23 protein-coding genes, 1 tRNA gene and 1 pseudogene are annotated in these 25225 nt (G+C 73.3%); 9 read left to right on the forward strand and 16 right to left on the reverse strand.

Features of this window, described 5'->3' with window-relative positions:
• The 5 genes from AC07FJ_RS00005 to ehuB form a co-directional block, all read right to left on the reverse strand.
• Window positions 1-517 (reverse strand): helix-turn-helix domain-containing protein (locus tag AC07FJ_RS00005; protein ID WP_479043578.1); only part of this gene is annotated, 517 nt, incomplete at its 3' end.
• A 166-nt stretch (window positions 518-683) separates the two neighbouring features.
• On the reverse strand, window positions 684-1424 hold the full coding sequence (gene ehuA, locus AC07FJ_RS00010; RefSeq protein ID WP_479043580.1) for an ectoine/hydroxyectoine ABC transporter ATP-binding protein EhuA: 741 nt from the start codon (window positions 1422-1424) through the stop codon (window positions 684-686).
• A complete protein-coding gene (gene ehuD, locus AC07FJ_RS00015; protein ID WP_479043583.1) occupies window positions 1414-2064 on the reverse strand; it encodes an ectoine/hydroxyectoine ABC transporter permease subunit EhuD in 651 nt (216 codons plus the stop codon). Before ehuD ends, ehuA begins: the two co-directional genes overlap by 11 nt.
• Window positions 2061-2720 carry an ectoine/hydroxyectoine ABC transporter permease subunit EhuC gene (gene ehuC / locus AC07FJ_RS00020; RefSeq protein ID WP_468290557.1) on the reverse strand — a complete coding sequence of 220 codons (660 nt, stop codon included), beginning with the start codon at window positions 2718-2720 and terminating at the stop codon, window positions 2061-2063. Before ehuC ends, ehuD begins: the two co-directional genes overlap by 4 nt.
• Window positions 2717-3568, reverse strand: coding sequence for an ectoine/hydroxyectoine ABC transporter substrate-binding protein EhuB (gene ehuB, locus AC07FJ_RS00025; RefSeq protein WP_479043585.1), 852 nt, complete (start codon window positions 3566-3568; stop codon window positions 2717-2719). The genes ehuC and ehuB overlap by 4 nt, the downstream gene beginning before the upstream one ends.
• A gap of 121 nt (window positions 3569-3689) precedes the next feature.
• On the opposite strand from ehuB, the gene AC07FJ_RS00030 reads away from it, so the two are divergent.
• From AC07FJ_RS00030 to AC07FJ_RS00040, 3 genes are all read left to right on the forward strand, one after another.
• Entirely contained in the window at window positions 3690-4427 is a 738-nt protein-coding gene (locus tag AC07FJ_RS00030) for a maleate cis-trans isomerase family protein (RefSeq protein ID WP_479043588.1), read from the forward strand.
• Window positions 4428-4516: 89 nt separating this feature from the next.
• Window positions 4517-5638: an LLM class flavin-dependent oxidoreductase gene (locus AC07FJ_RS00035; protein WP_479043591.1), complete on the forward strand. Its 1122-nt coding sequence runs from the start codon at window positions 4517-4519 to the stop codon at window positions 5636-5638.
• Between the two features lie 227 nt (window positions 5639-5865).
• A complete protein-coding gene (locus AC07FJ_RS00040; protein ID WP_479043594.1) occupies window positions 5866-7554 on the forward strand; it encodes a glycosyl hydrolase family 18 protein in 1689 nt (562 codons plus the stop codon).
• An 87-nt stretch (window positions 7555-7641) separates the two neighbouring features.
• Here AC07FJ_RS00040 and AC07FJ_RS00045 read toward each other — a convergent pair whose 3' ends face one another.
• Entirely contained in the window at window positions 7642-9384 is a 1743-nt protein-coding gene (locus AC07FJ_RS00045; RefSeq protein WP_479043596.1) for a putative bifunctional diguanylate cyclase/phosphodiesterase, read from the reverse strand.
• Window positions 9385-9834: 450 nt separating this feature from the next.
• Here AC07FJ_RS00045 and AC07FJ_RS00050 point away from each other — a divergent pair, with 450 nt between their 5' ends.
• Window positions 9835-11076: a M6 family metalloprotease domain-containing protein gene (locus AC07FJ_RS00050; protein ID WP_479043598.1), complete on the forward strand. Its 1242-nt coding sequence runs from the start codon at window positions 9835-9837 to the stop codon at window positions 11074-11076.
• Window positions 11077-11172: 96 nt separating this feature from the next.
• Here AC07FJ_RS00050 and AC07FJ_RS00055 read toward each other — a convergent pair.
• The 7 genes and pseudogenes from AC07FJ_RS00055 to AC07FJ_RS00085 form a co-directional block, all read right to left on the reverse strand.
• Window positions 11173-11246, reverse strand: a tRNA-Lys gene (locus AC07FJ_RS00055).
• Window positions 11237-11763 (reverse strand): annotated as a pseudogene (locus tag AC07FJ_RS00060) (bifunctional DNA primase/polymerase). Before AC07FJ_RS00060 ends, AC07FJ_RS00055 begins: the two are co-directional and overlap by 10 nt.
• 196 nt (window positions 11764-11959) lie before the next feature.
• Window positions 11960-12304 (reverse strand): hypothetical protein, encoded by a 345-nt coding sequence (locus AC07FJ_RS00065; protein WP_361422962.1) that lies wholly within the window; start codon window positions 12302-12304, stop codon window positions 11960-11962.
• Between the two features lie 89 nt (window positions 12305-12393).
• Window positions 12394-13734 carry an AAA domain-containing protein gene (locus AC07FJ_RS00070; RefSeq protein ID WP_479043599.1) on the reverse strand — a complete coding sequence of 447 codons (1341 nt, stop codon included), beginning with the start codon at window positions 13732-13734 and terminating at the stop codon, window positions 12394-12396.
• Window positions 13731-15353: a hypothetical protein gene (locus tag AC07FJ_RS00075; RefSeq protein WP_479043602.1), complete on the reverse strand. Its 1623-nt coding sequence runs from the start codon at window positions 15351-15353 to the stop codon at window positions 13731-13733. The genes AC07FJ_RS00070 and AC07FJ_RS00075 overlap by 4 nt, the downstream gene beginning before the upstream one ends.
• 52 nt (window positions 15354-15405) lie before the next feature.
• The gene (locus tag AC07FJ_RS00080) at window positions 15406-16557 is read right to left on the reverse strand and encodes a hypothetical protein (RefSeq protein WP_479043603.1); all 1152 of its coding nucleotides are present in this window, start codon (window positions 16555-16557) and stop codon (window positions 15406-15408) included.
• Entirely contained in the window at window positions 16490-17365 is an 876-nt protein-coding gene (locus AC07FJ_RS00085) for a phosphatase PAP2 family protein (RefSeq protein ID WP_479043605.1), read from the reverse strand. Before AC07FJ_RS00085 ends, AC07FJ_RS00080 begins: the two co-directional genes overlap by 68 nt.
• A 134-nt stretch (window positions 17366-17499) precedes the next feature.
• Between AC07FJ_RS00085 and AC07FJ_RS00090 the strand changes: the two genes are divergently transcribed.
• A complete protein-coding gene (locus tag AC07FJ_RS00090) occupies window positions 17500-18096 on the forward strand; it encodes a histidine phosphatase family protein (protein WP_479043608.1) in 597 nt (198 codons plus the stop codon).
• Window positions 18097-18127: 31 nt separating this feature from the next.
• Here AC07FJ_RS00090 and AC07FJ_RS00095 read toward each other — a convergent pair whose 3' ends face one another.
• A complete protein-coding gene (locus AC07FJ_RS00095) occupies window positions 18128-19483 on the reverse strand; it encodes a tetratricopeptide repeat protein (RefSeq protein ID WP_479043610.1) in 1356 nt (451 codons plus the stop codon).
• A 248-nt stretch (window positions 19484-19731) separates the two neighbouring features.
• Here AC07FJ_RS00095 and AC07FJ_RS00100 point away from each other — a divergent pair, with 248 nt between their 5' ends.
• Together AC07FJ_RS00100 and AC07FJ_RS00105 are read left to right on the forward strand one after the other, a co-directional pair.
• Window positions 19732-20214 carry a hypothetical protein gene (locus AC07FJ_RS00100; RefSeq protein WP_479043611.1) on the forward strand — a complete coding sequence of 161 codons (483 nt, stop codon included), beginning with the start codon at window positions 19732-19734 and terminating at the stop codon, window positions 20212-20214.
• Window positions 20215-20327: 113 nt separating this feature from the next.
• The gene (locus AC07FJ_RS00105; RefSeq protein WP_479045191.1) at window positions 20328-21137 is read left to right on the forward strand and encodes a spermidine synthase; all 810 of its coding nucleotides are present in this window, start codon (window positions 20328-20330) and stop codon (window positions 21135-21137) included.
• Between the two features lie 243 nt (window positions 21138-21380).
• Here the strand turns inward: AC07FJ_RS00105 and AC07FJ_RS00110 are convergent, their stop codons facing one another.
• Window positions 21381-21965, reverse strand: coding sequence for a hypothetical protein (locus AC07FJ_RS00110; protein ID WP_479043614.1), 585 nt, complete (start codon window positions 21963-21965; stop codon window positions 21381-21383).
• 80 nt (window positions 21966-22045) lie between these two features.
• Between AC07FJ_RS00110 and AC07FJ_RS00115 the strand changes: the two genes are divergently transcribed.
• Entirely contained in the window at window positions 22046-22735 is a 690-nt protein-coding gene (locus AC07FJ_RS00115) for a response regulator transcription factor (RefSeq protein WP_361422995.1), read from the forward strand.
• Between the two features lie 112 nt (window positions 22736-22847).
• On the forward strand, window positions 22848-24245 hold the full coding sequence (locus AC07FJ_RS00120; protein ID WP_479043616.1) for a sensor histidine kinase: 1398 nt from the start codon (window positions 22848-22850) through the stop codon (window positions 24243-24245).
• A gap of 44 nt (window positions 24246-24289) precedes the next feature.
• Here the strand turns inward: AC07FJ_RS00120 and AC07FJ_RS00125 are convergent, their stop codons facing one another.
• Complete coding sequence (locus AC07FJ_RS00125) at window positions 24290-25102, reverse strand: alpha/beta fold hydrolase (protein WP_479043619.1); 813 nt, start codon at window positions 25100-25102, stop codon at window positions 24290-24292.
• Window positions 25103-25225 lie beyond the last annotated feature (123 nt).

Here is a 25225-nt window from a genome sequence, read left to right on the forward strand (position 1 = left end):
GCGAGGTGAGCCGCGCGATCTTGTGGCGGGAGAGGTGGTCTCTGCGCCCGTTCACGTCCAGCTGCGTCAGCAGGCACTTGCCGACCGCGCTCGCGCGCGCGGCGGAGCGGAAGTCGACCCACTCGTTGACCTTCGGCGTGTGCGGCCCGTCCGCGACCTGGGTGACCTTCACCTCGCCGTCGATGTACCGGCTGATGTAGACGGCGGCGCCGAGGGAGTCGCGCAGCTCGGTCAGGGTCTCCTGGAGCTTGTTTTGCAGGGCTTCGCGGCGGGTGGCGCCGGAGCCGAGCAGGACGAGGGAGTCGCCCACGACGTACGCGCCGTCGGAGACCTGCTCCACGTACCCCTCGCGGCGCAGCATCAGGAGCATGGGGGCCAGATGGCCGGTCGGGAGTCCGGTCTCGCGTGCGATCTGGACGTCGGTGACGCCACCGGGATGCCTGGAGATCGTTTCGAGGACGCGCAGGGCGTAGTGCACCGAGTGGAACGGCGCGGTCGGCTCGGGCTTCGGCGCCACGGTTTCCCCCTACCAGGTTGTGACCGCATGCTTCTGTACCACGATAGCCGCCAAGGGCCGTTTCAGGAGGCCCCGTTGGCAAGAAAGTGTCCCGTCCCGGGGTCATATGCAGGAACGGGACACTTTGGCATATGCCAATGGCCTACTTTCGCGGCTGACGGGGAGGTCAGAGCACCGCGCCGAGGAAGTCGCGCGTGCGTGCGTGCTCCGGATCGGAGAAGATCCGTTCCGGCGCACCCGACTCGATGACCTTCCCCGCGTCGAACATGAGCACCTCGTCCGAGATGTCCCGGGCGAAGTTCATCTCGTGGGTGACGCAGAGCATGGTGATGTCCGTGGACCGCGCGATGTCCCTGAGCAGGTCCAGCACCCCGGCCACCAGCTCCGGGTCGAGGGCCGAGGTCACCTCGTCCAGCAGCAGCACCTTCGGCCGCATCGCCAGCGCCCGCGCGATCGCCACCCGCTGCTGCTGACCGCCCGAGAGCTGAGCCGGTCTCGCGTCGCACTTGTCGGCGAGCCCCACCATCTCCAGGAGCTCCCGGCCGCGCTCCACGGCCTCGTCCTTCTCCAGGCCCAGCACCCGCACCGGGGCCTCGGTGATGTTGCGCAGCACCGACATGTTCGGGAAGAGGTTGAAGTGCTGGAAGACCATCCCGATCTGCTTGCGCACCTCCCGCCGCTGCTTCTCGTCGGCCGGGAAGAGCCGGCCGCCGTCGACGCGGATGGTGCCCGCGTCGGGCTTCTCCAGCGTCATCAGCATCCGCAGGATCGTCGTCTTGCCCGAGCCGGACGGGCCGATGAGCGTGACGTGCCGGCCCGCCTCGACCGAGAAGCACAGGTCGTCGAGGACGGTGTTCCCGCCGTAGCGCTTGGTGACGTTCTCGAAGGTGATCAGGTCAGTGGACAAGGCGGCGCTCCAGGGCTCGTACGAGAAGGGATGCCGGATAGGCGATGAGAATGAAGGCGACACCGACGACCGTCAGCGGCTCGGTGTACTGGAAGGTCGCCGCGCTCTCCAGCCGGGACTGCTGGAGCAGCTCCAGCACGCTGATTCCGGCCAGCAGCGGCGTGTCCTTCAGCATCGCGATGACGTAGTTGCCCAGCGCCGGCGCGACGCGGCGCAGCGCCTGCGGCAGGATCACCGCGGTCCAGGTCCGGTGGGCCGGCAGGCTCAGCGCGGTGGCGGCCTCCCACTGCCCGGCCGGTACGGCGTCGATCCCGGCCCGGTACACCTGCGCCGTGTACGTCGAGTAGTGCAGCCCGATGGCGAGCGTGCCGGTGGTCAGGGCGGAGAACTGCACCCCCCACTCCGGCAGCACGAAGAAGAGGAAGAACAGCTGCACCAGCAGCGGCGTGTTGCGGATGAACTCCGTCACCGCGTGCACCGGCCACCGCACCAGCCGGCTCGGGGCGCGGAAACCGGCCGCCCAGACGAGGCCGAGGGTGAAGGAGATGAGCGAGCCGAGGACGAGGATCTGCAGCGTGACCAGCAGCCCGTCCCAGAAGCGCGGCATGAAGTCCGCCACCGCGGACCAGTCCCAGGTCACTTGGCCACCACCCCCAGATTGGCCTTGGTCTTCCGTTCGAGTGCCTTCATGGAGCGGGTGATGACGAACGCGATCACGAAGTAGATCACCAGGATGAGGGAGTAGATCTGCGCGCTCTCCTGGGTCGCGAGGCGCACCAGGTACGCGGCGAAGGAGACGTCCCCGACGCCGAGCAGCGACACCAGCGCCGTGCCCTTGAGCAGCTCGACCAGCAGGTTGCAGAAGGACGGGATCATCTCGGGCACGGCCTGCGGCAGCAGGATCAGCCGCAGCCGCTGCCAGGGCGTGAAGCCGAGCGCCACGCCCGCCTCGCGCTGCGCCTTCGGTACGGAGGCCAGGGCGCCGCGCACGATCTCGGCGCCGTACGCCCCGTACGACAGGCCGAGCGCGAGCACCGCCGCCCACATCGGCACCAGCTGCCAGCCCAGCAGCGGCGGCACCACGAAGAACAGCCAGAACATCAGCACCAGCGCCGACGTGCCCCGGAAGATCTCCGTGTACGCGCCCGCCAGGAAACGGACGAACAGCGAGCGGTGGGTGCGGGCCGTGCCGACGGTGAAGGCGACCAGCGCGCCGAGCGCGGCGCTGTACACGAGCAGCTGGAGGGTGGTCCAGATGCCGGGCAGTACCCAGTTCTGCCAGAGTCCGGCGGTCATCGGCACAGCTCCTCGGCGGTGAGCGTGGTCATCTCGGCCTGGGTGAAACCGAAGCGCCGCATGATGCGGAAGAGCTCGCCGCTCTTCTTCATCTTGTGGATCTCGGTGTTGAAGGCGTCCCGGAGGTCGTGGTCGGTGGGGCGGAAGGCGAAGCCGCCGCCGTCGATCTTCTTCTCGCCGTCGACGACCGCCGAGAAGGGCGCCGTCGCCTCGGCCCGCCGGCTCTTCTCCACGACCAGGCGCGCGGTGAGGGCGGTGGCGGCGAAGACGTCGACGCGGCCGGATTCGACGGCGTTCAGCCCGGCCACCTGGTCCTGGAGAATGACGACGTCCTTCTCGGGGTACCCGGCGGCCACGGCGTAGTCGAGCTGCGCGTACCCGGTGGCGGTGGCGAACCTGGCCTTGGCGCGGACCGCGTCCTCGTACGAGCGCACGTTGAGGGGGTTGCCCTTGCGGACGACGAAGGAGTCGAGCATCTGGTACTCGGGGTCCGAGAAGATGACCTGCTCGCAGCGTTCCTTGTTGATGTACATCCCGGCCGAGACGACGTCGAACTGCCGGGAGTTCAGGCCCGGTATGAGGGAGGCGAAATCGGTGGCCACGGGCTGGACGCGGTCGATGCCGAGCCGCTTGAAGACCACCTTCGCCAGCTCGGGCGCCTCGCCGGTGAACTGGCCCTGCTCGTCGACGTACCCGTAGGGGACCTCGCCGGCGATGCCGAGCCGGACGGTGCCCTGCGATCTGAGCCGGTCCAGGGCGTTGCCGGAGGCGACGCGGCTGCAGCCGGTGGCGGCGGTGGCGCCCAGGGCGGCCGCGGCCGAGCCCAGCAGGAGGGTGCGCCGGGGCATCGAAGGGGTCGTTCTGAGTCGACGAACTGTTCGGGCCATGGGCGCGCGGCTACCCGAGACCGCGCGGGGTATGCGTACGTGAACGCCGACGCACAGGAGCGCGTGACATGGAGGGCATGACATGACGACGGTCGGACTGCTCTACCCGGGGCACGCCGCCGAGGAGGACTTCCCCCGGATGGAGTCGCTGCTCAACGGCCTCAACCTGCCCATCGTCCGCACCGACATCGGCGAGGACGCGCACCGCGTGGACGTCCTCCAGGAGATGGGCGCCCGCGAGCGGCTCGCGGCCGGGGTCGAGGAGCTGCGGCTCTCCGGCGCCGAATCGGTGGTCTGGGCGTGTACGAGCGGGTCGTTCGTGTACGGCTGGGAGGGCGCCCACGAGCAGATCCGGGCCCTCGCGGCGGCGGCCGGGCTGCCGGCGTCCAGCACGGCGTTCGCGTTCGCGCACGCGGCGGGGGCGCTGGGGGTGCGGCGGGTCGCGGTGGCGGCCACGTATCCGCCGGACGTCACGGAGCTCTTCGTACGGTTCCTCCAGGACGCCGGACTCGACGTGGTCGCGGCCCGGTCGAGCTCCGTCGTCACGGCGGCCGAGCTCGCCCGGTGGGGCCGGGAGCACGTGCTCCAGCTCGCGGCGACCGGCGACCATCCGGAGGCCGAGGCGGTGCTCCTGCCCGATACGGCGCTGCACACGGTGGCGTACCTGCCGGAGCTGGAGGCGACCGTCGGCAAGCCGGTGCTCACCGGGAACCAGGTGACCGTGTGGGAAGGCCTGCGGCTCGCGGAGCGGCGCGGGGCCTGGTCGGAGGAGCTGGGGCGGCTCTTCGCGCGGCAGGGCGCGGAAGCGCTCACGGAATGAGCCCACGCGGAGGGCGTGCGGAATAACCGGAGAGTGCCTCATGTTGTGGATGGGTGCACTACGCACGCATCGACGCAGGAGGGTCCTTCGTGAACGACGACGCCGTACGAGGCGATGAGGCCGTACGAGGCGAGGGCGCCGTACGAGGCGGGGACGCCATCCGCGGCACGGCGCTCGGGAGCGCGCCCGTACCGCTGTCCGTCCTCGACCTGGTCACCGTAGGCAGCGGGCGCACCGCCACCGAGGCCGTCGCCACCAGCGTGGCCCTCGCCCGGCTGGCCGAGCGGCGCGGCTACCACCGCCACTGGGTCGCCGAGCACCACTCCATGCCCGGGGTCGCCTCCTCCTCGCCGGCCGTGATCCTCGCGCACCTCGCCGCCCACACCGAGCGCATCCGGCTCGGCTCGGGCGGCGTCATGCTGCCCAACCACGCGCCGCTCGTCATCGCCGAGCAGTTCGGCACCCTGGAGGCCATGGCCCCGGGCCGCGTCGACCTGGGCCTCGGTCGGGCGCCCGGCACCGACGGGGCCACGGCGGCGGCCCTGCGCCGCACCGAACGGCTGAACGAAGGCGCCGACGACTTCCCGCAGCAGCTCGCGGAGCTGGTGCGCTTCCTCGACGACGACTTCCCCGACGGCCACCCCTACGCCCGGATCCACGCCGTACCGGGGCCGGTGCAGGGCCCGTCGGGCCGCCCGCCCGTGTGGCTGCTCGGCTCGTCCGGCTTCAGCGCCCGGCTCGCGGGGGCGCTGGGACTGCCGTTCGCGTTCGCCCACCACTTCTCGGCGCGGAACACCATTCCGGCGCTGGACCTGTACCGCGACTCCTTCCGCCCCTCGGCCGTGCTGGACGCGCCCTACACGCTCATCGGCGTCTCCGCGCTCGCCTCGGAGGACGAGCGGGAGGCGCGGCGCCAGGTACTCACGGGCGCGCTGTCCATGGTCCGCCTGCGCACCGGCCGGCCGGGCCTGATCCCGACGCCGGAGGAGGCGGAGTCGTACGCCTTCAGCCCGGCGGAGCGCGAGTTCGTCGACGGCTGGCTGGCCAACGTCGTCCACGGCACGCCGGACGCGGTACGGACGGGGTTGGGCGACCTCCAGAAGCGCACGGGCGCGGACGAGCTGATGATCACGGCGAACGCGCACGGGAGCGAGGCGCGGCTGCGCAGCTACGAGCTGATCGCGGACGCGTACGGGCTGCCGGACGCCTGATCCTTCGGATCGCGTGGTTCCTGCTCGGGAACGGGTGCACAAGATCCATAAGGGAGCCTTAAACCGCTCGTCACCACCGGTGGCGGGCGGTTTGTGCGCGCTCCTGACGAGGGGTTTCGCCGCCGAAATGGTCTAGTCCTCATTTGGTTCGGACCATTGACGCGCTGTTCACGAGGCGGCTATCACTGCTCCAACTCCCGTACCGCCACCCCCCTCGGAGGCCGCACGTGCAGCACCGCAAACCCCTCGTCGCCGCGCTCACCGGCGTGGCGCTGGCCGCCGGCGCGCTGGCCGCCCTCGCCGGCCCCGGCACCGCCGCCGCTGCCGCCCCGGCGGCCGCCGCGCCCTCCTCCGGCGGGGTGAAGATCGCGTACTACGACCAGTGGAGCGTCTACGGCAACGCCTTCTACCCCAAGCACCTGGACACCCGGGGCATCGCGGGCAAGCTGGACATCATCAACTACTCCTTCGGCAACATCCACCCCACCGAGCTCACCTGTTTCCAGGCCAACAAGGCGGCGGGCGATGACGCCAACCCCAACGCCGGTGACGGCGCGGGCGACTCGTACGCCGACTACCAGCGGTCCTTCTCGGCCGCCGACAGCGTCGACGGGGTCGCCGACAAGTGGGACCAGCCGATCGTGGGCGTCTTCAACCAGTTCAAGGAGCTGAAGGCGAAGTACCCGAAGCTGAAGATCAACATCTCGCTGGGCGGCTGGACCTACTCCAAGTACTTCCACGACGCCGCCAAGACGGACGCGAGCCGCAAGAAGCTCGTGGCCTCCTGCATCAAGCAGTACATCGCCGGCGACCTGCCGGTCGAGGGCGGTTACGGCGGGCCCGGCACGGCTGCCGGGATCTTCGACGGCATCGACATCGACTGGGAGTACCCCGGTTCGCCCGACGGCCACCTCGGCAACCACTACGGCCCCGAGGACAAGCAGAACTTCACGCTGCTCCTCGCCGAGTTCCGCAAGCAGCTGGACGCGTACGGCGCCGCCCACGGCGGCAAGAAGTACCTGCTGACCGCCGCCCTGCCGGCCGGGCAGGACAAGATCAAGCACATCGAGACCGACAAGATCGGCGCGTACCTCGACTACGCGAACATCATGACGTACGACATGCACGGCGCCTGGGACGGCGACGGGCCGACGTACCACCAGTCGCCGCTGTACTCCGGCTCCGACGACCCGACCGACCCGATCAAGCCCGGCACCGAGAAGTACTCGATCGACAACGCCATCGACGCCTGGATCGACGGCAAGCCGGCGTACGGCATCGCGGGCGGCTTCCCCGCGAACAAGCTGACGCTGGGGTACGAGTTCTACTACCGCGGCTGGAAGGGCGTCCCCGCCGGGGCGAAGAACGGCCTGGCGCAGCCCGCGACCGGCGCCTCGGCCGCCCGGCCGGTGAGTCAGCAGGCCGGCATCGCGCACTACAAGGAGCTCGGCGGCATCGTCGACAACGCGGCGACGACGTTCTGGGACGACCAGGCGAAGGCCGCGTACTTCTACAAGGACGGCGAGTTCTTCACCGGACTGGACAAGCGGTCCATCCAGGCCCGCGCGGACTACGCCCACAACCGGGGCCTGGCGGGCGCGATGATGTACTCGCTGCTCGGGCTGGACGAGCGGACCACGCTGCTGAACGACATCGTGGCCGCGGTCGGTTCGTCGCCGTCGACCCCGGACCCGACGCCGACCCCGACCCCGACCCCGACCCCGACTCCCACGCCGACCCCGACCCCGACGCCGGGTACGTGCACGGCCGCGGCCTGGTCCGCGACGGCGGAGTACACCGGTGGCGCGCAGGTCTCCCACAAGGGGCGGACCTGGAAGGCCAAGTGGTGGACGAAGGGCGAGGAGCCCGGCACCACCGGCGAGTGGGGCGTCTGGCAGGACCAGGGAGCCTGCTGACCCGCCACCACACGGCCTGACCGCCTGAGACCCACCCCCCACGACCACCGCCCCTGCCCGGCGAGCATCCCCCGGGCAGGGGCGGTTTCACGCCCCGGCGCCGATCAGCTCGGGGATGCGGTCGGGGGCCACCGCCCGCGAGTAGAGCCAGCCCTGGCCGGTGTCGCAGCCGATGCGGCGCAGGCGCGCCGCCTGGCCGGAGGTTTCGACGCACTCGGCGGTGACGGTGAGGCCGAGGCGGTGCGCGAGCTGGACCAGGGCCTCGACGATGACCTCGTCGGCCGGGTTGGGGTGCTCCTCGTCCTGGAAGCCGCGGACGAACGAGCCGTCCAGCTTGAGGACGGAGACCGGGAGGCGGCTGAGGTAGGCGAGGTTGGAGTAGCCGGTGCCGAAGTCGTCGATGGCGATCTGCACGCCCATGTCGCTGAGCGCCTGGAGCGCCTGGAGCGGCCGGCCCGCCGAGCCCATGACGGCCGACTCGGTGAGCTCCAGCTGGAGGAGGTGGGGCGCGAGCCCGGTCTCGGCGAGGATCTCGGCGACGTCCGCGACCAGGTCGGAGTCCCACACCTGGCGTACGGCGACGTTGACGCTGACGAACAGCGGCTTCTCGCGCGGGTGCTCCTTCTGCCACTGCCGGGCCTGGCGGCACGCGGTGCGCAGCACCCACCGCCCGAGCTGGACGATCGAGCCGTCCTCTTCGGCGATCCCGATGAACCGATTCGGCGCCAGCGAGCCGAACTGCGGGTGGTTCCAGCGCACCAGCGCCTCGACGCCGCGCACCGTCCCGTCGGACATGCCGACGAGCGGCTGGTACTCGAGGGCGAACTCGCCGCGTTCGACGGCCGGGCGGAGGGTGGAGGAGAGCGACTGCCGCGTCATGCGGTGGGCGTTGCGCTCGGGGTCGAACAGCGTCCAGCGGGCCTTGCCGTCGGCCTTGGCCCAGTACAGCGTGGTGTCGGCGGCCTGCATCAGGCCCGTCACGGTGGTGCCGGCGGCAGCCCGTTCGACGACCCCGATCGACGCCGAGACCGACAGCCGCTGCCCGGCCAGGTCGAACGGCCGCTGTACGGCGGCGAGTACGGAACGGGCCAGGTCGGCGAGCTGCTCCGTACCGGTCGAGTCCTCGACGAGGATCGCGAACTCGTCGCCGCCGAGCCGGGCGACGAGGTGGCCGCCGCTGCGGGTGTAGCCGTCGCTGTCCGCGCACTCGGTGAGCCGGGCGGCCACGGCCGCCAGCAGCCGGTCGCCGACGCGGTGCCCGAGGGTGTCGTTGACGGCCTTGAAGCCGTCCAGGTCCAGGTAGACGAGGCCGATCCGCCCTGATCCGCCATCGCCGTAGGAGTCGTACGTGTCGTACGCGTCGTACGCGGAGTTCTCCAGCGCGGAGGCGAGCCGTTCGAAGAAGAGCGTGCGGTTGGGCAGCCGGGTCACCGGGTCGTGCATCTGGAGGTGGCGCAGCCGCGCCTGGAGTTCGCGCCGGTCGCTGATGTCGGCGATGGACAGCAGCACCCGCCGGCTGTGCGGTACGGGCGCGACGGTGACCTCCGCCCACAGGGAGCGCCCGTCCGGGTGTTTGAGGCGCCGGGTGCAGCGGAAGCGGGAGCGGCGGCCGCTCAGCACCTCGCGGTAGGCGTGCCAGGTGCGGCTGTCGGAGGCGAGGTCGACGAGGTCGGAGGCCGGCTGCTCGCTCAGCGAGTCGGAGTCGGTGCCGAGGAGGGTGGCGAGGGCGTCGTTGGCGGCGACGACGAGGCCCTCGGGGTCGACGACGGCCATGGCGAGGTGGGCGGCGTTGAACGCGGCGCGGTAGTCGCGCAGTTCGGTGTCGGGCACGGGGCCCGGACCGCCGGATTCGTGACTCTGCGTGTTCGGAAGGTCGGCGGTGTCGGTCGCTGAGACTGCCGCAGCTCCCGGTGCTTGGGGCGTTCCGCTGGAGGTTCCGCTCACCGCTCGCTCCCGCAGGGCAGTTGTGACGCACAGATGTGGTCGGAATGGTCAGCCATCGAAAGTGTGCCGATCATAGAGGCTGTCGCGGCGGCCGTTCCAGCGCCGCCACTGGGTGAGAGGCGCCCGGAAGGTGTGAGCCGCCCCACCCGCGCGCCCCCGGTCGATCGTTTCTGCACAGGTCTGGCCCGGGTGTGGCGCACGCCGATCCCGCCCTGACCGGTTGTGACTTAGCGTGAAATCGGTCCGCTCACCCAAGTGGGGCAACGGAACAGGACGTATCGCACCAAATCGCCTCAGGGTGGTGAGACGTCCTGCATCCCGCACCCGGAGGTCGACGTGGAGAGTCAGCAGACACCCGAGGGAGTGGACCGCGCACGCCTGCGGTCCACCGCCGCGGGCATCTTCTCTCTCCTGGCGCTCGCCGCGACGGGCCTCGTGGCCGGCCCCGCGTCCGCCGCGCCCGAGGCGGCCCCGTGCGCCCTGCCCCGTACCGGCGCGCACCACTCGCTGGGCCTGGACACCTGGAACGCCGCCTACCCGCGGCCGGTGCGCGACCTCGACGCGGTCATGCTCTTCCTGTCCTTCCCGGACGCGCCGCCGCTGACCCACCCCGACGAGATCGCCGCCGACCACTTCCCGGCGACCACCCATTTCTTCCAGCGCGCGTCGTACGGCCGGTTCACGCTCCGCCCGCACCTGCTGCGCGAGTGGCTGCCGATGCCGCGTCCCTCCACCGCGTACGCCATACGGCGTGACTGGGAGCCGCAGCGGCGCGCGGCCTACCTGCGCGACGCGCTCGCCGTGGCCGACCCGTACGTCGACTTCTCGCGGTACGACATCGTCTACCTGGTCGCCGACCCGGACGCGCCGGGCGTCGACTCGGACGCTACGAAGGTCGTCAACCTCGACGTTCCGCTGCGGGCCGACGGCACCGACATCCGGCGTGTCGTCACGGTCTTCGAGCGCCACCCGCCGGACCGCAACGTGCTGGCCCACGAGACCGGGCACGTCTTCGACCTGCCGGACCTCTACCGGCGGCCGATGGACGGCAAGGGCGACTGGGACACCCATGTGGGGGACTGGGACGTCATGGGCAGCCAGTTCGCGATGGCGCCGGAGCCCTTCGGCTGGCACAAGTGGAAGCTGGGCTGGCTCGGCGGGCACCAGGTCCGCTGCGTTCCGGCGGGGGAGCCGACCCTCCTCACCCTGGAGCCGCTGGCCGCGGCGCCCGAGTGGGGTGTGTCGGTGGGCACCCGGCTGGCGGTCGTCAGGACCGGCGAGCACAGTGTGCTGGCGATCGAGGCGCGCGCCGCGACCGGCAACGACGAGGGCACCTGCACCGAGGGGGTGCTGATCTACCGCGTCCGGGGCGAGGCGTCGTCCGGCGCCGGACCGGTCGAGGTGGTCGACACGCACCCGCGTACCGGAGCCTGCTGGGGCCGCTCGGTGTACGCGCCGCTCGCGGACGCGCCGCTGGGGGTGGGGGAGACCTTCACGGTGCCGGGGGAAGGCACGCGGGTGGAGGTGGCGGACCGCACGGCCACGGGCGCCTGGACGGTCAAGATCACGCCCCGTTGACCGTGACGGCGAACGACCGCGGGTGAACGACCGCGGGCTAACGACCCCGGGCGAACGAAGAAGCCCCCCGCTTCCGCGAGGGGCTTCTTCCGTCTGTGCGCCGCCAGGGACTCGAACCCCGGACCCGCTGATTAAGAGTCAGCTGCTCTAACCAACTGAGCTAGCGGCGCCTGCTGACGTCGTAGACCTTAGCACCCTGTTCGGCGCGAGGAGAAATCGATAACGGCGCACCGCCCACAGCAGCACCTCCGGCCCCGGCAGCCACGGCCGCCGGGAGTCCGGCGCCACCACCCAGCGCGGCCCCTCGGTCGCACCCAGCGGCGCGGGCGGCGGCACGGTCACGGCGTCCCCCACGCCGTGGCAGATCAGCGGCGGCATGTCGTCGCCGCCCCACTGCTCCCAGCGCAGCAACGACGGTAACCGCTGGGCCGTGCCCGGCGCGGTGAACAGCAGCATCCGCCCCCGGTGTACGGCGACCGGCCCCGATCCCGGGCCCTCCTCCCACAGCCGGTCCAGCACGCGGCGCCCGGCGACCGCCGGGCCGCTCACGACGTCGAAGACCCGCCCACAGGGCAGGACGGCGGGGGCGGCGGGGTGCGCAGCCCAGAGGTCGAGGACGGAGTCCGGGTGCGGGGCGGCGGAGGCGAGCCAGTCGGCGCCGTCGGAGGTGGCGTGGGATACGTTCATGGCCACCACACTTACGCCCTGTGACAGCCCCCTCTCCGAGGGTTGGGGAAAACCCGGACAAGCGGGTCCCTCCGGGAGTAAGGTTCGCCCGACCGGCATATGCCGTCGGCCAGCGCCCGATCCTCGCGGTGGCGCCGGAGACCCTCCGTGGCGCCGTCGTCCCTCCGCGGTGGCGCCGTCCCCCGTGGCGCCGCCGTCAGTCCCGCTCGCTGTCCCGCAGCAGGTCACGCCCGAACTCGACCATCCGCTTCGCGTAGTCCTCGGTCCACTCCGCGCGCTCCGCGATGTCGGCGGCCGTCAGCCGGTCGAACCGGCGCGGGTCCGCGAGCTGCGCGGCCGCCATCGCCTGGAACTCCACCGCCCGGTCGGTCGCGGCGCGGAACGCCAGCGCGAGCTCGGTGGAGCGCGCGAGGAGCTCGCGCGGGTCGTCCATCGACTCCAGGTCGAAGAAGTGCTCCGGGTCGGCGGCGGCCTCCGCAGGCTCGAAGAGCAGGGGCGCGGGTTTCAGCCGCCGCTGCTCGCTCCGCTCGGTCTCCGCCATGTCGCCATCTCCTCCTGGTCCCGGCCCCCGCCCTCCGGTCGGCCACCGTCCATTGTCCCGCGCCGCGCAACCCCGCCCCGGGGGCCGTCCTACGGAGCCCACCTCACCCGGTGCTCCGACAGGTGCGACAGCACCGCGTGGTTCGCCTCCCAGCCGTCCGGGAACTTGACCGTCACGCCCAGCTGCACCGGCTCCGTCGACGGGTGCTCGTCCAGCAGCTCCGCGACGCCCGCCCGGCACACCACGATGCACGCGTGCCGGTGCCGCGACGCCAGCACGCACAGGCGGCCCGTCTCCAGGTGGAACGCCGTCGCGTCCGGGCGCCCCGACAGGGGGTGGAGCACGACCGTCACGTCGTACTCCCGCCCCTGGAGCCGGTTCGCCGTGTCCACCGTCACCCCGAACACGCCCAGCTCCGCCAGGGCCGCCCGCACCGCCGCCGCCTGGTCGCGGTGCGCCGTGCCGACGGCGATCCGGTCGGGGCCCAGCGGCACCGGCTCGGCGGCCCGCTCCGAGACCGCCGCCCCGCCGCGGTCCAGCAGCCGCCGCACCACCAGCGCCACGGCCCGTACGGCCTCCGGGTCCGTACGCGGCGTGTGCCGGGCCGGCAGCTCCAGCAGGCCCCACCCGGACTCGGCCGCCTCGTCCAGCACCCGGTCGGGCCCCGACCCGTCCGACGCGACGCCGAAGGCCAGCCGCCGCTCACCCGGCCCGGTCCCGCTGCGGAACGGCGTGTACGGGTAGAACGCCTGCGACACCAGCGGCGCCGCCGACGCCGGCAACCGCCACGACACCGGCAGCCGGTGCTGCGGCAGCTCGGGGTTGTGCGCGAGCAGCGTCGACACCGCGCTCGCGGACGGGTCGTACGACAGCCCCGCCCACTGCTCGGCGCCCACCACCGAGAAGGGGTCCAGCTGCCCGGGGTCCCCGACGAACAGCGCCCGCTCGAAGAGGCCGGCCACCGTCAGCAGGGCGTCGGACCGCATCTGGTAGGCCTCGTCGACGATGGCGTGGCCCCACGGCTCGACGCCCTTCACGTGCGCCCACTTCGCGGCCGTCGAGATCACCACGTCGAGCCCGGCCAGGTCCGCCGCCTTCGCCGACTTCCGTACGTTGTCGAGGGTGTCCAGCGCCTTGTCGTACGGGTCGGAGTCGTTCGAGTGCAGCCGCCCCACCGGCAGCTCCGGCTCCTTCTCGGCGAGCCGCAGCACCAGGTCGTCGACCTGGGCGTTGGTCTGCGCGACCACCATCAGCGGCCGCCCGGCCGCCGCCAGCTCCAGCGCCGCCCGCACGACGAGCGTCGACTTCCCGGCGCCCGGCGGCGAGTCCACGACGACGCCCCGGGCGTCCCCGTGCAGCGTGTCGTCGAGGATCCCCCGGGTCGCGCGGGCGGCCTCCGCGGCGGGATCGAAGGGCACGACGGCGGTCACAGCAGGTCCTCCGGCGTCACGGCGTCGGGCGTTTCCCCCGCGTCGGAACGCGGGGGACCGCCGTGGGTCCACGGCGTCTCCTCCGGGTCCGGCAGCTTCGGCCCGACCCGCTGGTCGTGCTCGAACAGCGTCCACACCAGACGGTCCCCCTTCTCCGGTACGGACCCCTCCGCCGGCTCCTTGCCCCGCCCCATGCGGTCCAGCACCCGCAGCACCAGCGCCCCGGCCTCCCCGTCCTCGAACCGCACGAACTCGGCCGTCTGCGGCTTGCCGTCCAGCGACCGGTACACCTTCACCTTCTCGCCCAGGTGCGGCCGGTCGTCCGTCCGCACCGTCAGCAGCGGGCGCGGCGCCGGGCGCTTCGACTCCGTCCACGTCATGGTCACGTCCAGCACCTCGGCCACGAACGCCTCACCGGCCAGCCGCCGCCCCGCCATGACCAGCGGATCGTCCAGCGCCTCCTGCGCCTCCAGCTGCGCCTGGGCGCTCTCGCGCGCGGCGAGCTTCTGCGCCGCCGTGACGGCGTCGTCGCGGCGCGGCTGCGGCGGCTCACCGGCCCGGACCCGGTCCCGGTGGCCGGTGAACGACCAGCGGTCCCGGGTCCAGCGGTCCGCGACCCGGGCGCCCGGCGGCAGCTCGCGCGCCAGCTCGACCGCCCGCCACACCGCCTCCCACGTGGGCCGCAGCTGGGTGGCGATCAGCCGCCGGACCTCCCGCTCGGCGCGGTGCAGCTCGCCGAGCCGCTCGTCGGCCGCCTCGCCGTCCTCCGCCGCCGCGAACGCCTGCCGCGCCCGGTCGTACCGCTCGATCGCGGGCGCCAGCAGCCGGTTGTCGAACGCCGGATCGGTCGCGGGACCGGCCGGCGGGCACAGCAGCTGCCCGTCCCGGTCACGCCCCAGCTCCGCCCGCAGCGCCGCCTCCGCGCCCGACTCTCCCCCTGGCTTCGCCGGGGGGACCCCCACCTCAGGGGTGTCGATCCAGGCGAGCAGCGCCCCCAGGTGCTGGTCCTCCAGCGAGGACTGGCCCGTCGCCCAGTGCCGGTTCAGCAGGTCCGTCGCCGCCAGCAGCAGCGACGAGCCCGGCACCCGCGCACGCTCGCCGTAGTGCGTCAGCCACCGCCCCAGCAGCGGCACGCGCGGCGGCGCCGGGAACGGCGTCTCCGGATCCTGCTCGGCCGTGCGCCGGAACCGCATCGACCGTCCCAGCAGCCGTACGTACTCGACGCCCGCCCGGCTCGGCACGATCAGCTGCGGCGCGTCCGCGCACAGCTCCAGCTCGACCTTGACCTTCTTGCCGGTCTCGGGGTCCGTCTCGTTGCGCTCGGCCGGCTCGACGTCGTCGGCGTACGCGTCGAGGTACGGGATCACGGCCTCCGCGAGCTCCGCGAGGAAGGCGAACCGCAGATCCCGGTCGCGCGGCTGCGGCACGACCAGCAGCCGCGGCTCCTCCGGATCGGTCCCGACCAGCGCCCCGAGCGGAGCACCGGCCTCACCGGCGGTCGTCAGCGGTACGAGGACGAGCGGCCGCTCCGAGAGATGGCGGTGCCGCACGGTGGCGAGCGGCTGCGCCCGCCCGGACTCGACGGCCTCCAGCCGCGCGAGCGTGGAGATCAACGACACGCGCCCACCCCCTCCGCGAGGGCCGGGCTCAGCACGCTCAGCAGGGACACGGTCAGCAGGGACATTCGACGTACTCCTTCGGCATCCGCGCGGGCGCCTGTGCGACCGCCTCCGCCCGCAGCGCCGCCGCCCGGCGCAGCGCCGCCACCGCCGGGTCGTCCGGGTCGCCGGCCTCCCCGCGCGCGGCCGCCAGCACCGCGCCGACCGTCGTCAGCCCGCCCAGCTCGCCCCGCACCGAACGGCCCAGCGCCTCCACCGCGCCCGCCTCCCTGGCCCGGTCGCGGCAGTGGAACGCCAGCTCGCACGCGGCCAGGCACTCCGGCGCGTACGCGTGCGGCACCGCGTCCACCGCCGCCGCCAGCTGCTCCGCCGAGCACGCCTCCACATCGAAGGTGACGCCGTCGGGGAGGGCGGCCGCGATGTCCTCCACGCGCGTCAGCCGGGCCAGCTGCCGCCGCGTCACGGACAGCTGCTTGCGCACGTCGACGAGCGAGCCCGTCGGCTGGTTGGAGAAGTCCTTGGGGCAGACCAGCAGCACCGAGTGCGTCACCCCCGCGCCGTCCGTCAGGGCCGCGACCCGCTCCAGCGCCAGCACGTACACGGCGGCCTGCCGGGCGGCCGCGCCCACCTTGGCCGCGTCCGCCGAGCCGTCGATCATCGGGAAGGACTTGATCTCGACGACCGTCCACCGCCCGTCGGGCCGTACGACGACGGCGTCCGGCTCCAGGTACGCGGGCGAGCCGGCGACCTCCAGCGCGAGCATCGGATGGTCGAGCAGCGACCACACCCCGGCCTCCGTCGCCTCACGCAGCGCCAGGGCCGTGCGCGCCGCGCGCCCCTCGGGCCCGGCCGCCGTGAGGTCCGGCACCCGCACGTCGCCCTGGCCCTCCACGCCGAGCAGCCGCAGCAGCTCCAGGCCGCCGTCGGCCTTGACCTTGGCCTCGAAGGCGTTGCCCCGCATGAAGGCGAACTGAGACTGCCCGAAGCCCGACGGCGAGCCGAGGGCGGTCGCCAGCGCGGCCTTGTCGACCCCCGCTCCGTCGAGCAGCGCGCGGCGCCGGCAGCCCGGATTGGCCGCCAGCGCGGCCAGCGCGCGGGCGTCCAGCGGATGCGGAGCGGCGGCGGGGCCGCGCAGCTCAGCGAGCCGGTGCCGGAGTGTCGTCTGCGGACGCCGATCGGGCCCGCTGCCCAGGAATTCGCTCACCCGCGGAAGTCTCGCATCCGCCACTGACAATCGGTGAGGTTCCCGGAAGGGAACCCCCGCCGAAACGCTCCCGTACCCGGTCCACCCCGCGCGCCACCGGCCCCGCCAGCACCAGCCCGGCGCCCATCACCGCGCACCCCGCGACCGCGTCGAGGAAGTAGTGGTTGGCCGTCCCCATCACGACGACCACGGTCAGCAGGGGGTACGCCACCCCGAGCGCCTTCAGCAGCGGTGTACGCCCGTACCGCCACAGCATCACCCCGCACCACAGCGCCCACCCCACGTGCAGACTGGGCATCGCCGCGTACTGGTTGGTCATGCCGCCGAGCCCGCGCGGGGCGCTCGCCTCGCCGCCCCACCAGCCGTAGGCGCTGTACTGCGCCATGGTGTCGACGAAGCCGTGCCCGGCGGCCAGCAGCCGGGGCGGGCAGGTCGGCAGCAGGGTGAAGCCGACGAGCCCGAGCAGCGTGGAGACCATCAGCCAGGTGCGGGCGGCCCGGTAGTGGAGGGGCCGGCGCCGGAAGAGCCAGACCAGGAGGGCGGGGGTCACCAGGTAGTGCAGGGTGGCGTACGCGAAGTCGGCGGGTATGCCGAGCGCGGGGGTCGTGGTGAAGAGACGGTTCAGCGGATGTTCGGCGTCGAGGTGCAGCGCCTGTTCCAGCCGGAGTATCGCCAGCCCGTGGTCCACGGCGTCGGCCACATCACCACGCGCGAGCAGCCGCCCGCCGGAGTACGCGGTGTACACCACCACGATCAGCAGCAGCTCGGTCCACCACCGGGGGCGACGGCTCACGACGGTGTGCGGCATCCGAACGGCTCCCCCTCCATGGCTCCCTCCTGTCATGGACGTGGAGATCGCGGCCGGGGTTGCTCCGGCGTGGGCCCCCGTTCACGTACGGGATGATGGAGGGGCACCTTCTGTGAACCTCAGGGAGAGCCCTCATGGCACCGCGCATCCTGCTCGCCCGGCACGGCCAGACCGAGTGGTCGCTGCTCGGCAAGCACACCGGCAGGACCGACATACCCCTCCTCGAGGAGGGCCGCCGGGGCGCGAAGCTGCTGGGCGAACGGCTGCACCGCGGCCCGTGGGGCGGCCTGGAGGGCGTCGAGATCCGTACGAGCCCGCTGGCCCGTGCGCGGGAGACCTGCGAACTGGCCGGCTTCGGCGACCGCGCCGAGCGCTGGGACGCGCTGATGGAGTGGGACTACGGCGCCTACGAGGGCATGACCCCCGCCGAGATCAAGGCCCTCCGTCCGGACTGGTTCATCTGGCGCGACGGCGTCCCGGAGGGTGAGTCCCTCGCCCAGCTCTCGGCCCGCGCGGACGAGGTCGTGGAGTGGGCCCGCTCGGCCGACCGCGACGTGCTGGTCTTCGCCCACGGCCACATCCTGCGCTCCATCGGCGCCCGCTGGCTCGGCGAGGACGTCTCCTTCGCGGCCCGCATCCGCCTCGACCCGACGAGCATCTCGGCCCTGGGCTGGGCGTACGGCGCCCCGGCGATCGAGCGCTGGAACGACACGGGCCACCTGGAGGGCTGACGGCGGCTCCGGCTCCCGGCGCGGCGGGGCGTCAGACCCGGTCCAAGGCCGCCCGCCGGTCCAGGAAGGCCGCCACCGCCGGCGTCGAGCGCTGCGGGGAGAGGATCCGGACGGTGTCGACGAGCATCGCCCGGATGCGGGACGACTGGACCTCGCCCAGCAGGTCCAGCACCCGCTCGCCCGCCGCGGCCGACTCCTCCAGGGCGCCGGAGCGGGCGAGGTCCGTGGCGAGCTGGGCGCGGTAGAGCGCGAGGTTCCGGGTGAAGTGCGGGTTCTGGAGGGCCGTCGCACGGCGGGCGTGGCGCACCGCGCGGGGCCAGTCGCCGAGCGCCGACCAGCACTGGGCCTCCAGTGCCTCCAGCTCGGGTTCGCCGAAGAAGGACATCCACTCGGGGTCCGCGTCGCACGGGCCCCGCCCGAAGAGCGCGTGCGCCCGGCCCAGGGCCTGCTCACACGCCGCGCGGTCGCCGAGGCCCGCCCAGGCGCACGCCTCGCGCAGCGTCAGCAGGGCGAGCAGGCGCGCGGAGGACAGCTGCCGGGCCGCGTGCTGGCCCGCCTGGGCGGCGCGGACCGCCTCCCGGAAGCGGCCCTCGTCGCGGGCGAGGAACGAGGTGTTGGAGAAGGCGTGCGCCTCCAGTGCCTGGTCGCCCGCCACGCGGGCGGTGGCCAGCGCCTCCGCGTAGTGGGAGCGGGCGTCCTCCAGGCGGCCCGAGTCATGGGCGAGCCAGCCCACGGAGAGGGCCAGCTCGCCGGTGCCCGCCTGCATCCGGTCGGCGGTCGACTGGCGGGCCGGGGTCCCCGAGTCGAGGAGCGCGTACGCCATGCGGAGCGGCTCGGCGGCTCTGCGGTACAGCCCGTCCGCGCCGTACCGGTCGTCGAGCAGGCGGATGCGCCGTACCGCCTCCTCGACGGCCTCCACCTCCGTCTCCCCGAACGTGCGGCCCGCGCGCGGCGCGGGGATGGTGCCGAGACCGGCACCGGCCAGGCCGCCGAGGCCGAGCGAGGCGGCCGCCACCGTGGCGGTACCGCTCGTCATGAATGCGCGACGCAGCACGTCGCTCTCCTCATCGTTCCGGATGGTGATCTGTGCCGCCGGTGGGGGGCCGGCGGGGGCGCGGGCCGCCCGGCCGCGCACCTGCTCACGTGCCGCGAACCCCAGATCGGCCAGGGTGAGGCCGGGGAACATGTGCAGGAACACCCGCTCGTACGCGTAGTTGGGGCAGCGGATCTCACCCGACTCCACGCGCCCGATGTAGCGGGCGTCACATGCGACCTGTTCGCCGATCTCCCGGGCGGACCGGCGGACCGCAGCCGCGAACTCGGCCGGGGAGCGCAGGCCGCGCAGCCGGCGGAAGGCGAGATTGGGAACTGCCCGTGACGACGCCATGGCCGAGCCCTCTCCTGCGTGCTGCCGTTGGTCCGGCGGAGGAAGAACGTACCTGCTGTGACCGGGTGCGCACGCTGCGTTTGGCAACAAACGGGATATCTCGCCCGCGATCCGCCATGAAATGCCATCCTTTGCGGCGGCGTGCCGCCGTAGCTGTTGACGCGTGTCGGCGTTGAACCCTCCGGAGAGACGGAACGTGTCTCCACACGGGGACTCGAGCGAGGAGGGATCCCTTGTTGGAGGTCGGCATGGCGTCGCAGCAGCAGTCGCACTACCAGTCCCAGTCCCAGCACGCGGAACCGCACACCACCGCACAGCACCGGCCGACGCAGGACGCGGGCGCCGCGCCTCCGGAGGCGGTCGGCGAACCCTGCGATCTGGTGACCGTGCCGACCCGTCAGGGCCTGGAGGCGGTCGACATCCTCCGCCGCGGCGGCGCCCCCGCCGTCGGCCCCGTCCTGCACGACGACCACCGCGACACCCTCGGCTTCCTGGTGCCCCCCGGCACCGCCGCCGACTGGGACATGCCGGGCAGCGCCTGTACGCAGACGGCGGGAAGGGGTCTGCGGATCCCCGACCTGGAGCCGGGCGTGCCGGGTGAGCCGCCGGTCGCCGGCGCCGGCTGGCTGCTGCCGCCCACCGGCCCCGACGCGGTCACCGACCCGGCCGTGCTGCGCCGGGCGCTCGGCGAGGCCGCCCGCCTCATCGAGGCCGCCGACAACTGTCAGTAGGCTCCCGCGGCCCCCGGCTCGCACGCCAGTGCGTCGATAATGGGCTGGTGGCGAGGAAAGCAGCACAGCACAAACAGCGCGGGCGGCAGGCCCCGGCGACCGTCGCCGAGGCCGTGGACGGCGGCCTCGCCGAGCTCGTACCCGACCCCGAGCGCTCCCGCGCCTGGACCCTGCTCATCGACCGCGCCCCGCAGTCGCACGTCGACCTCGACGACCCCGCCCACCTGAGCTTCGCCTACCAGCGCCGCCTCGGGCACATCGCCGACCTCGTCGCGCCGCCCGGCCGCCCCCTCACCGTCGTCCACCTCGGCGGCGGCGCCTTCACCCTCGCCCGCTACGTCGCCGCCACCCGGCCCCGCTCCACCCAGCAGATCGTCGAGCTCGACGCACCGCTCGTGGCGCTGGTCCGCCGTGAGCTGCCGCTCGACCCGGGGGCCCGGATACGCGTCCGGGGCGGCGACGCCCGCGCCGGGCTCGGCAAGATCCCCGACGGCTGGGCCGACCTCGTCATCGCCGACGTCTTCAGCGGGGCGCGCACGCCCGCGCACCTCACCAGCGCGGAGTTCCTCGCCGAGGTGCGGCGCGTGCTGAAGCCCGGCGGACACTACGCCGCCAACCTCGCCGACGGGCCCCCGCTGGCCCACCTGCGGGGTCAGATCGCCACCGCCGCCACGCTCTTCCCGGAGCTCGCGCTCGCCGCCGACCCGGCCGTACTGCGCGGGCGCCGCTTCGGCAACGCGGTCCTCCTCGCCTCGGACACCCCGTTGCCGGTCGCCGAGCTGACCCGCCGGGTGGCCACGGACCCGCACCCGGGGCGCGTCGAGCACGGGCGGGCGCTGGCCGACTTCACGGGCGGGGCGACAGCCGTCACCGACGCCGCGGCCAAGCCGTCGCCCGCACCGCCCGCAGACGCCTTCGAATAAGAGGACTACATCCGTCCGCATGGTGGGCGGCTGTTGCCCCGCACGGCCGCCGGAGGCCAGAATCGGGCAATTGTCCCAAAGAAGGTAGGGAGAGCCCCCATGGGTGCACATGTCCATGTTCGTATCCGCCAAGGCATGGGCGTCTCCGACGCCGGCGAGCTCGTCGAGCACTACCACTGCCGCTGCGGCGAGACCTGGACCAAGTCGTACCGGGTCGACGAGGGAGACCCGGAGCGCTAGCCGCTAGCGTTCGTCGATCTCGACGCGTGGCGCGGTGTCGTGCCAGACGCAGAACACCGAGATCTCCCGGCCGTCCTTCGTGAACGTCACCCGGATCCACGTCGGCTGCTTCCACACCTGCATCTGCCAGCCGGAGGCCGGGGTCGCCGAGACCAGCTCGGCGGAGGAGGGGCCCATGTCGAAGGCCACCCGGCCGCCGTCGACCGAGTAACTCTTCACGCTGCCGGTGGGCCGGCCGCTCGCCGACGGTGTCCTCTCCGGCGTACGGGACGGGGACGCGGGCGCGGACGGCTCGCGCGACGGCGACTCCGGCCGCTTCGACCCGGGCGTCCCGCCGGTGCGCGGGGGAGCGGAGGAGGCCGGCTTCTCCTCCGGATCCGGCCCCGGGCGCCGCGTCGACGACGACTGCGGCTCGGCGCCGCCCGCGGGTGCCGTGGGACGGTCGGCCGTGATCGGCAGGGCGCGCGGTGGGTCGTACGCCGTCCCGGCCATCACCGTGTGCACACCCCACCACGACAGAGTGACCGCCGCGCCGGTGGCGAGCGACCACGCCATGGCATGTACGAGTCCTCTACGCATCCGGGCCATAGTGCACTACCCGTCCGCGGCGTCCCTACCGGTCCCCCTCGTTCCGCCGAACGGATGAGGGATGGCGTACGGTGCGGGCCATGGCAAGTGTGCTCGTGGTCGAGGACGACCAGTTCGTGCGCTCCGCCCTCATCCGGCACCTGTCCGAGGCCGGCCACACCGTGCGGAGCGTCGGCACGGCCCTGGAGGCGCTGCGCGAAGTGGCCCATCACCGCTTCGACGTGGTCATCCTGGACCTCGGACTGCCCGATCTGGACGGGTCGGAGGCCCTGAAGATGCTGCGCGGCATCACCGACGTACCGGTGATCATCGCGACCGCGCGGGACGACGAGGCCGAGATCGTACGACTCCTGAACGACGGCGCCGACGACTACCTCACCAAGCCCTTCTCGGTGGAGCACCTCTCCGCGCGGATGGCCGCCGTGCTGCGCCGCTCGCGCGCCGCGGCCGGGGACGTACCGCCGCCGCGCCTGATCCAGGTGGGCGGGCTGTCCATCGACCCGCTGCGACGGCAGGCCGAACTCGACGGGGTGCCCCTGGACCTGACGCGGCGGGAGTTCGACCTGCTGACCTTCCTGGCCGGGCGGCCGGGCGTGGTCGTCCCGCGCAAGGAACTGCTCGCCGAGGTGTGGCAGCAGTCGTACGGCGACGACCAGACCATCGATGTCCACCTGTCATGGCTCCGCAGAAAGCTGGGCGAGACGGCGGCCCGACCACGCTACCTGCACACGCTGCGGGGTGTGGGCGTGAAGCTGGAGCCGCCGCTGTGAGCGTCGCACGCGCGGCCGCCAGGCCGCAGACAACCGACAAAGCCGCACCGCTGCTCCCCCTGCCTTCGGCGGGCGGTACCCCCAGCGCGGGCGGAGAAGCGAGCCGACGAAGGTGAGGTGGGCGCTCGTCAAGGTGGCGCTGGCGGTGACGGTGATGGTCGTGGTGGCCTTCGCCGTGCCCTTGGGCCTGGTCATCAAGGAGATGGCACGGGACCGGGCCTTCACCAACGCCGAGCGGCAGGCCGCCGCCATCGGCCCCACCCTCTCCATCACCACCGACCGCGACCAGCTGGAACGCGCCGTCGCCTCCACGCAGGCCGGGGCCGCCGGGCGCATGGCCGTCCACATCCCCGGCCGGGGGGAGGGCGGCGAGGCCGTGACCATCGGCACGGGGCGGGCCGCCGCGAAGGACCTCGCCACCGTGCAGCGGGTACCGCGCGCCTCGACGACCGAGGTGTCCGGCGGCTTCGCGCTGCTCCAGCCGACCGCCATCAGCACCGGCCGGATCGCGATCGTCGAGGTGTACGTGCCCGAGGGGGAGGTCACCAACGGCATCGCCACCGCGTGGCTGGTCCTCGCCGGGGTCGGGGCCGCGCTGGTCGTCGGGTCCGTCGCGGTCGCCGACCGGCTCGGCGTGCGCATGGTGCAGCCCGCCCAGCGCCTCGCGCGGGCCGCGCACGAGCTCGGCGAGGGCAAGCTGGGCGCCCGCGTCCCCGAAGACGGGCCCACGGAGCTGAAGTCCGCCGCGGTCGCCTTCAACTCGATGGCCGACCAGGTCGTCCAGCTCCTCGCCAACGAGCGCGAGCTCGCCGCCGACCTCTCCCACCGGCTGCGCACCCCGCTGACGGTGCTGCGGCTCAACGCCGCGTCCCTGGGCGACGGGCCCGCCGCCGACCAGACGCGCGCGGCCGTCGAGCAGCTGGAGCGGGAGGTCGACGTCATCATCCGCACGGCCAGGGAGGCCAAGCCCCAGACGCAGCCCACCGGTCCGGGCGCCGGCTGCGACGCCTCGGAGGTCGTACGGGAGCGGATGGACTTCTGGTCCGCACTCGCGGAGGACGAGGGGCGCAAGGTGCGGGTGGCGGGTGTCGACCGGCCCGTACGCATCCCGGTGGCCCGGCCCGAACTCGTCGCCGCGCTCGACGCGCTGCTCGGCAACGTCTTCCGCCACACCCCGGAGGGCACCGCCTTCTCGGTGGACCTCCACAACGGCGACGACGCCGTGATCATCCTCGTCTCGGACGCCGGGCCCGGCATCGCCGATCCGGAGGCGGCGCTGGCGCGCGGCAACAGCGGCGGCCGGGACGGCTCGACGGGGCTCGGACTCGACATCGTGCGCCGGGTCGCCGAGTCGACCGGCGGCGACGTGCGGATCGGGCACTCGGTGCTGGGCGGCACGGAGGTCCGGATCTGGATCGGACTGGGCGACGGGCGTGCCGACGCCCCGGCGCGGCGCGGGCACCGCGTCGTACGCCGCCGCCGCACGAGCGCCGGACGTGCCCCGCGTTAGTCGGCTCCCACCCGGCCGGAGCGCGCCCTCCCCCCTCCAGCTCGTCACCCGTCCAGCTCGTCGAGGAACGACGTGATGAGCTTGCCCCACCTCTCCGGTGCCTCGGCGAACGGCAGGTGCCCGGTGGCCAGCTCCTCCAGGCGCGCGCCGGGGATGCCGGCGGCGACGGCGCGGTGCAGGGCGGGCGGGACGAGCCGGTCCGCGGTCGTGGAGATCACCAGCGTCGGTACGGCTATGCCCGCCAGGTCCGCGCGCACGTCGGTGCGCGCCACCAGGTCGGCGTGGTCCCCCGTCCCGGGCGGCGCGGTCTCGCCCGTGGAACGGATCGCCGCCTCCAGCTGCTCGGGCGGCAGCGCCTCCAGCAGTCCCGGGCTGAGCGCGAGCGGTACGAGGAAGCGGCCCATCAGCTCCCGCTGCCCGCTTGCGAACAGGTCGCGCCACACCTCGGCGGCCAGCCGCGTGCGGTGGTCGGGCCGGGCGAACGCGGAGGTCAGGACCAGGGCCGTGACCCGCTCGGGGTAGCGGGCGGCGACCCGCACGGCCACCGAACCGCCCAGTGAGTACCCGGAGACGGCGAACCGGTCCAGGCCCTCCGCGTCGGCCGTGGCGACCAAGGCGTCGGCGAGGTCGTCCACTTCGAGGGCGCGCTCGGCGCGGGGCGTGCCGCCCGTACCCGGGAAGTCGACGCCCACGACGCGGCGCCCCTGCGCCAGGACGTCCAGGACCGGGCCGTAGTTGGCCTCGACGCCGCCACCGGCGCCGTGGGCGAGGAGGAGGCCGGGGCCGGAGGTGCCGCGGACGGTGCGGGCGAAGGCGGGCGGGGCCGACACGGCCGTCACGGATGACGCGGCCGTCACGGATGACGCGGTGGACACGGATGACGTGGATGGCGCGGTGGACGTGGACGACATGGGGTGGCCCCTCGTTTCTGTAGCGGTCGCTAGGGAATCTGGTGTAACCGTAGCACCTTTTCTAGTGAC

Source organism: Streptomyces sp. NPDC045998 (assembly GCF_056430285.1).

Bases quoted from the DNA above. Each gene is read 5' to 3' on its own strand.
- AC07FJ_RS00110 (WP_479043614.1), bottom strand. From the start codon at position 21,965: ATGGCCCGGATGCGTAGAGGACTCGTACATGCCATGGCGTGGTCGCTC.
- ehuC (WP_468290557.1), bottom strand. From the start codon at position 2,720: ATGACCGCCGGACTCTGGCAGAACTGGGTACTGCCCGGCATCTGGACC.
- AC07FJ_RS00065 (WP_361422962.1), bottom strand. From the start codon at position 12,304: ATGGCGGAGACCGAGCGGAGCGAGCAGCGGCGGCTGAAACCCGCGCCC.
- AC07FJ_RS00100 (WP_479043611.1), top strand. From the start codon at position 19,732: ATGGCGTCGCAGCAGCAGTCGCACTACCAGTCCCAGTCCCAGCACGCG.
- AC07FJ_RS00030 (WP_479043588.1), top strand. From the start codon at position 3,690: ATGACGACGGTCGGACTGCTCTACCCGGGGCACGCCGCCGAGGAGGAC.
- AC07FJ_RS00090 (WP_479043608.1), top strand. From the start codon at position 17,500: ATGGCACCGCGCATCCTGCTCGCCCGGCACGGCCAGACCGAGTGGTCG.
- ehuB (WP_479043585.1), bottom strand. From the start codon at position 3,568: ATGCCCCGGCGCACCCTCCTGCTGGGCTCGGCCGCGGCCGCCCTGGGC.
- AC07FJ_RS00115 (WP_361422995.1), top strand. From the start codon at position 22,046: ATGGCAAGTGTGCTCGTGGTCGAGGACGACCAGTTCGTGCGCTCCGCC.
- AC07FJ_RS00095 (WP_479043610.1), bottom strand. From the start codon at position 19,483: ATGGCGTCGTCACGGGCAGTTCCCAATCTCGCCTTCCGCCGGCTGCGC.
- AC07FJ_RS00085 (WP_479043605.1), bottom strand. From the start codon at position 17,365: ATGCCGCACACCGTCGTGAGCCGTCGCCCCCGGTGGTGGACCGAGCTG.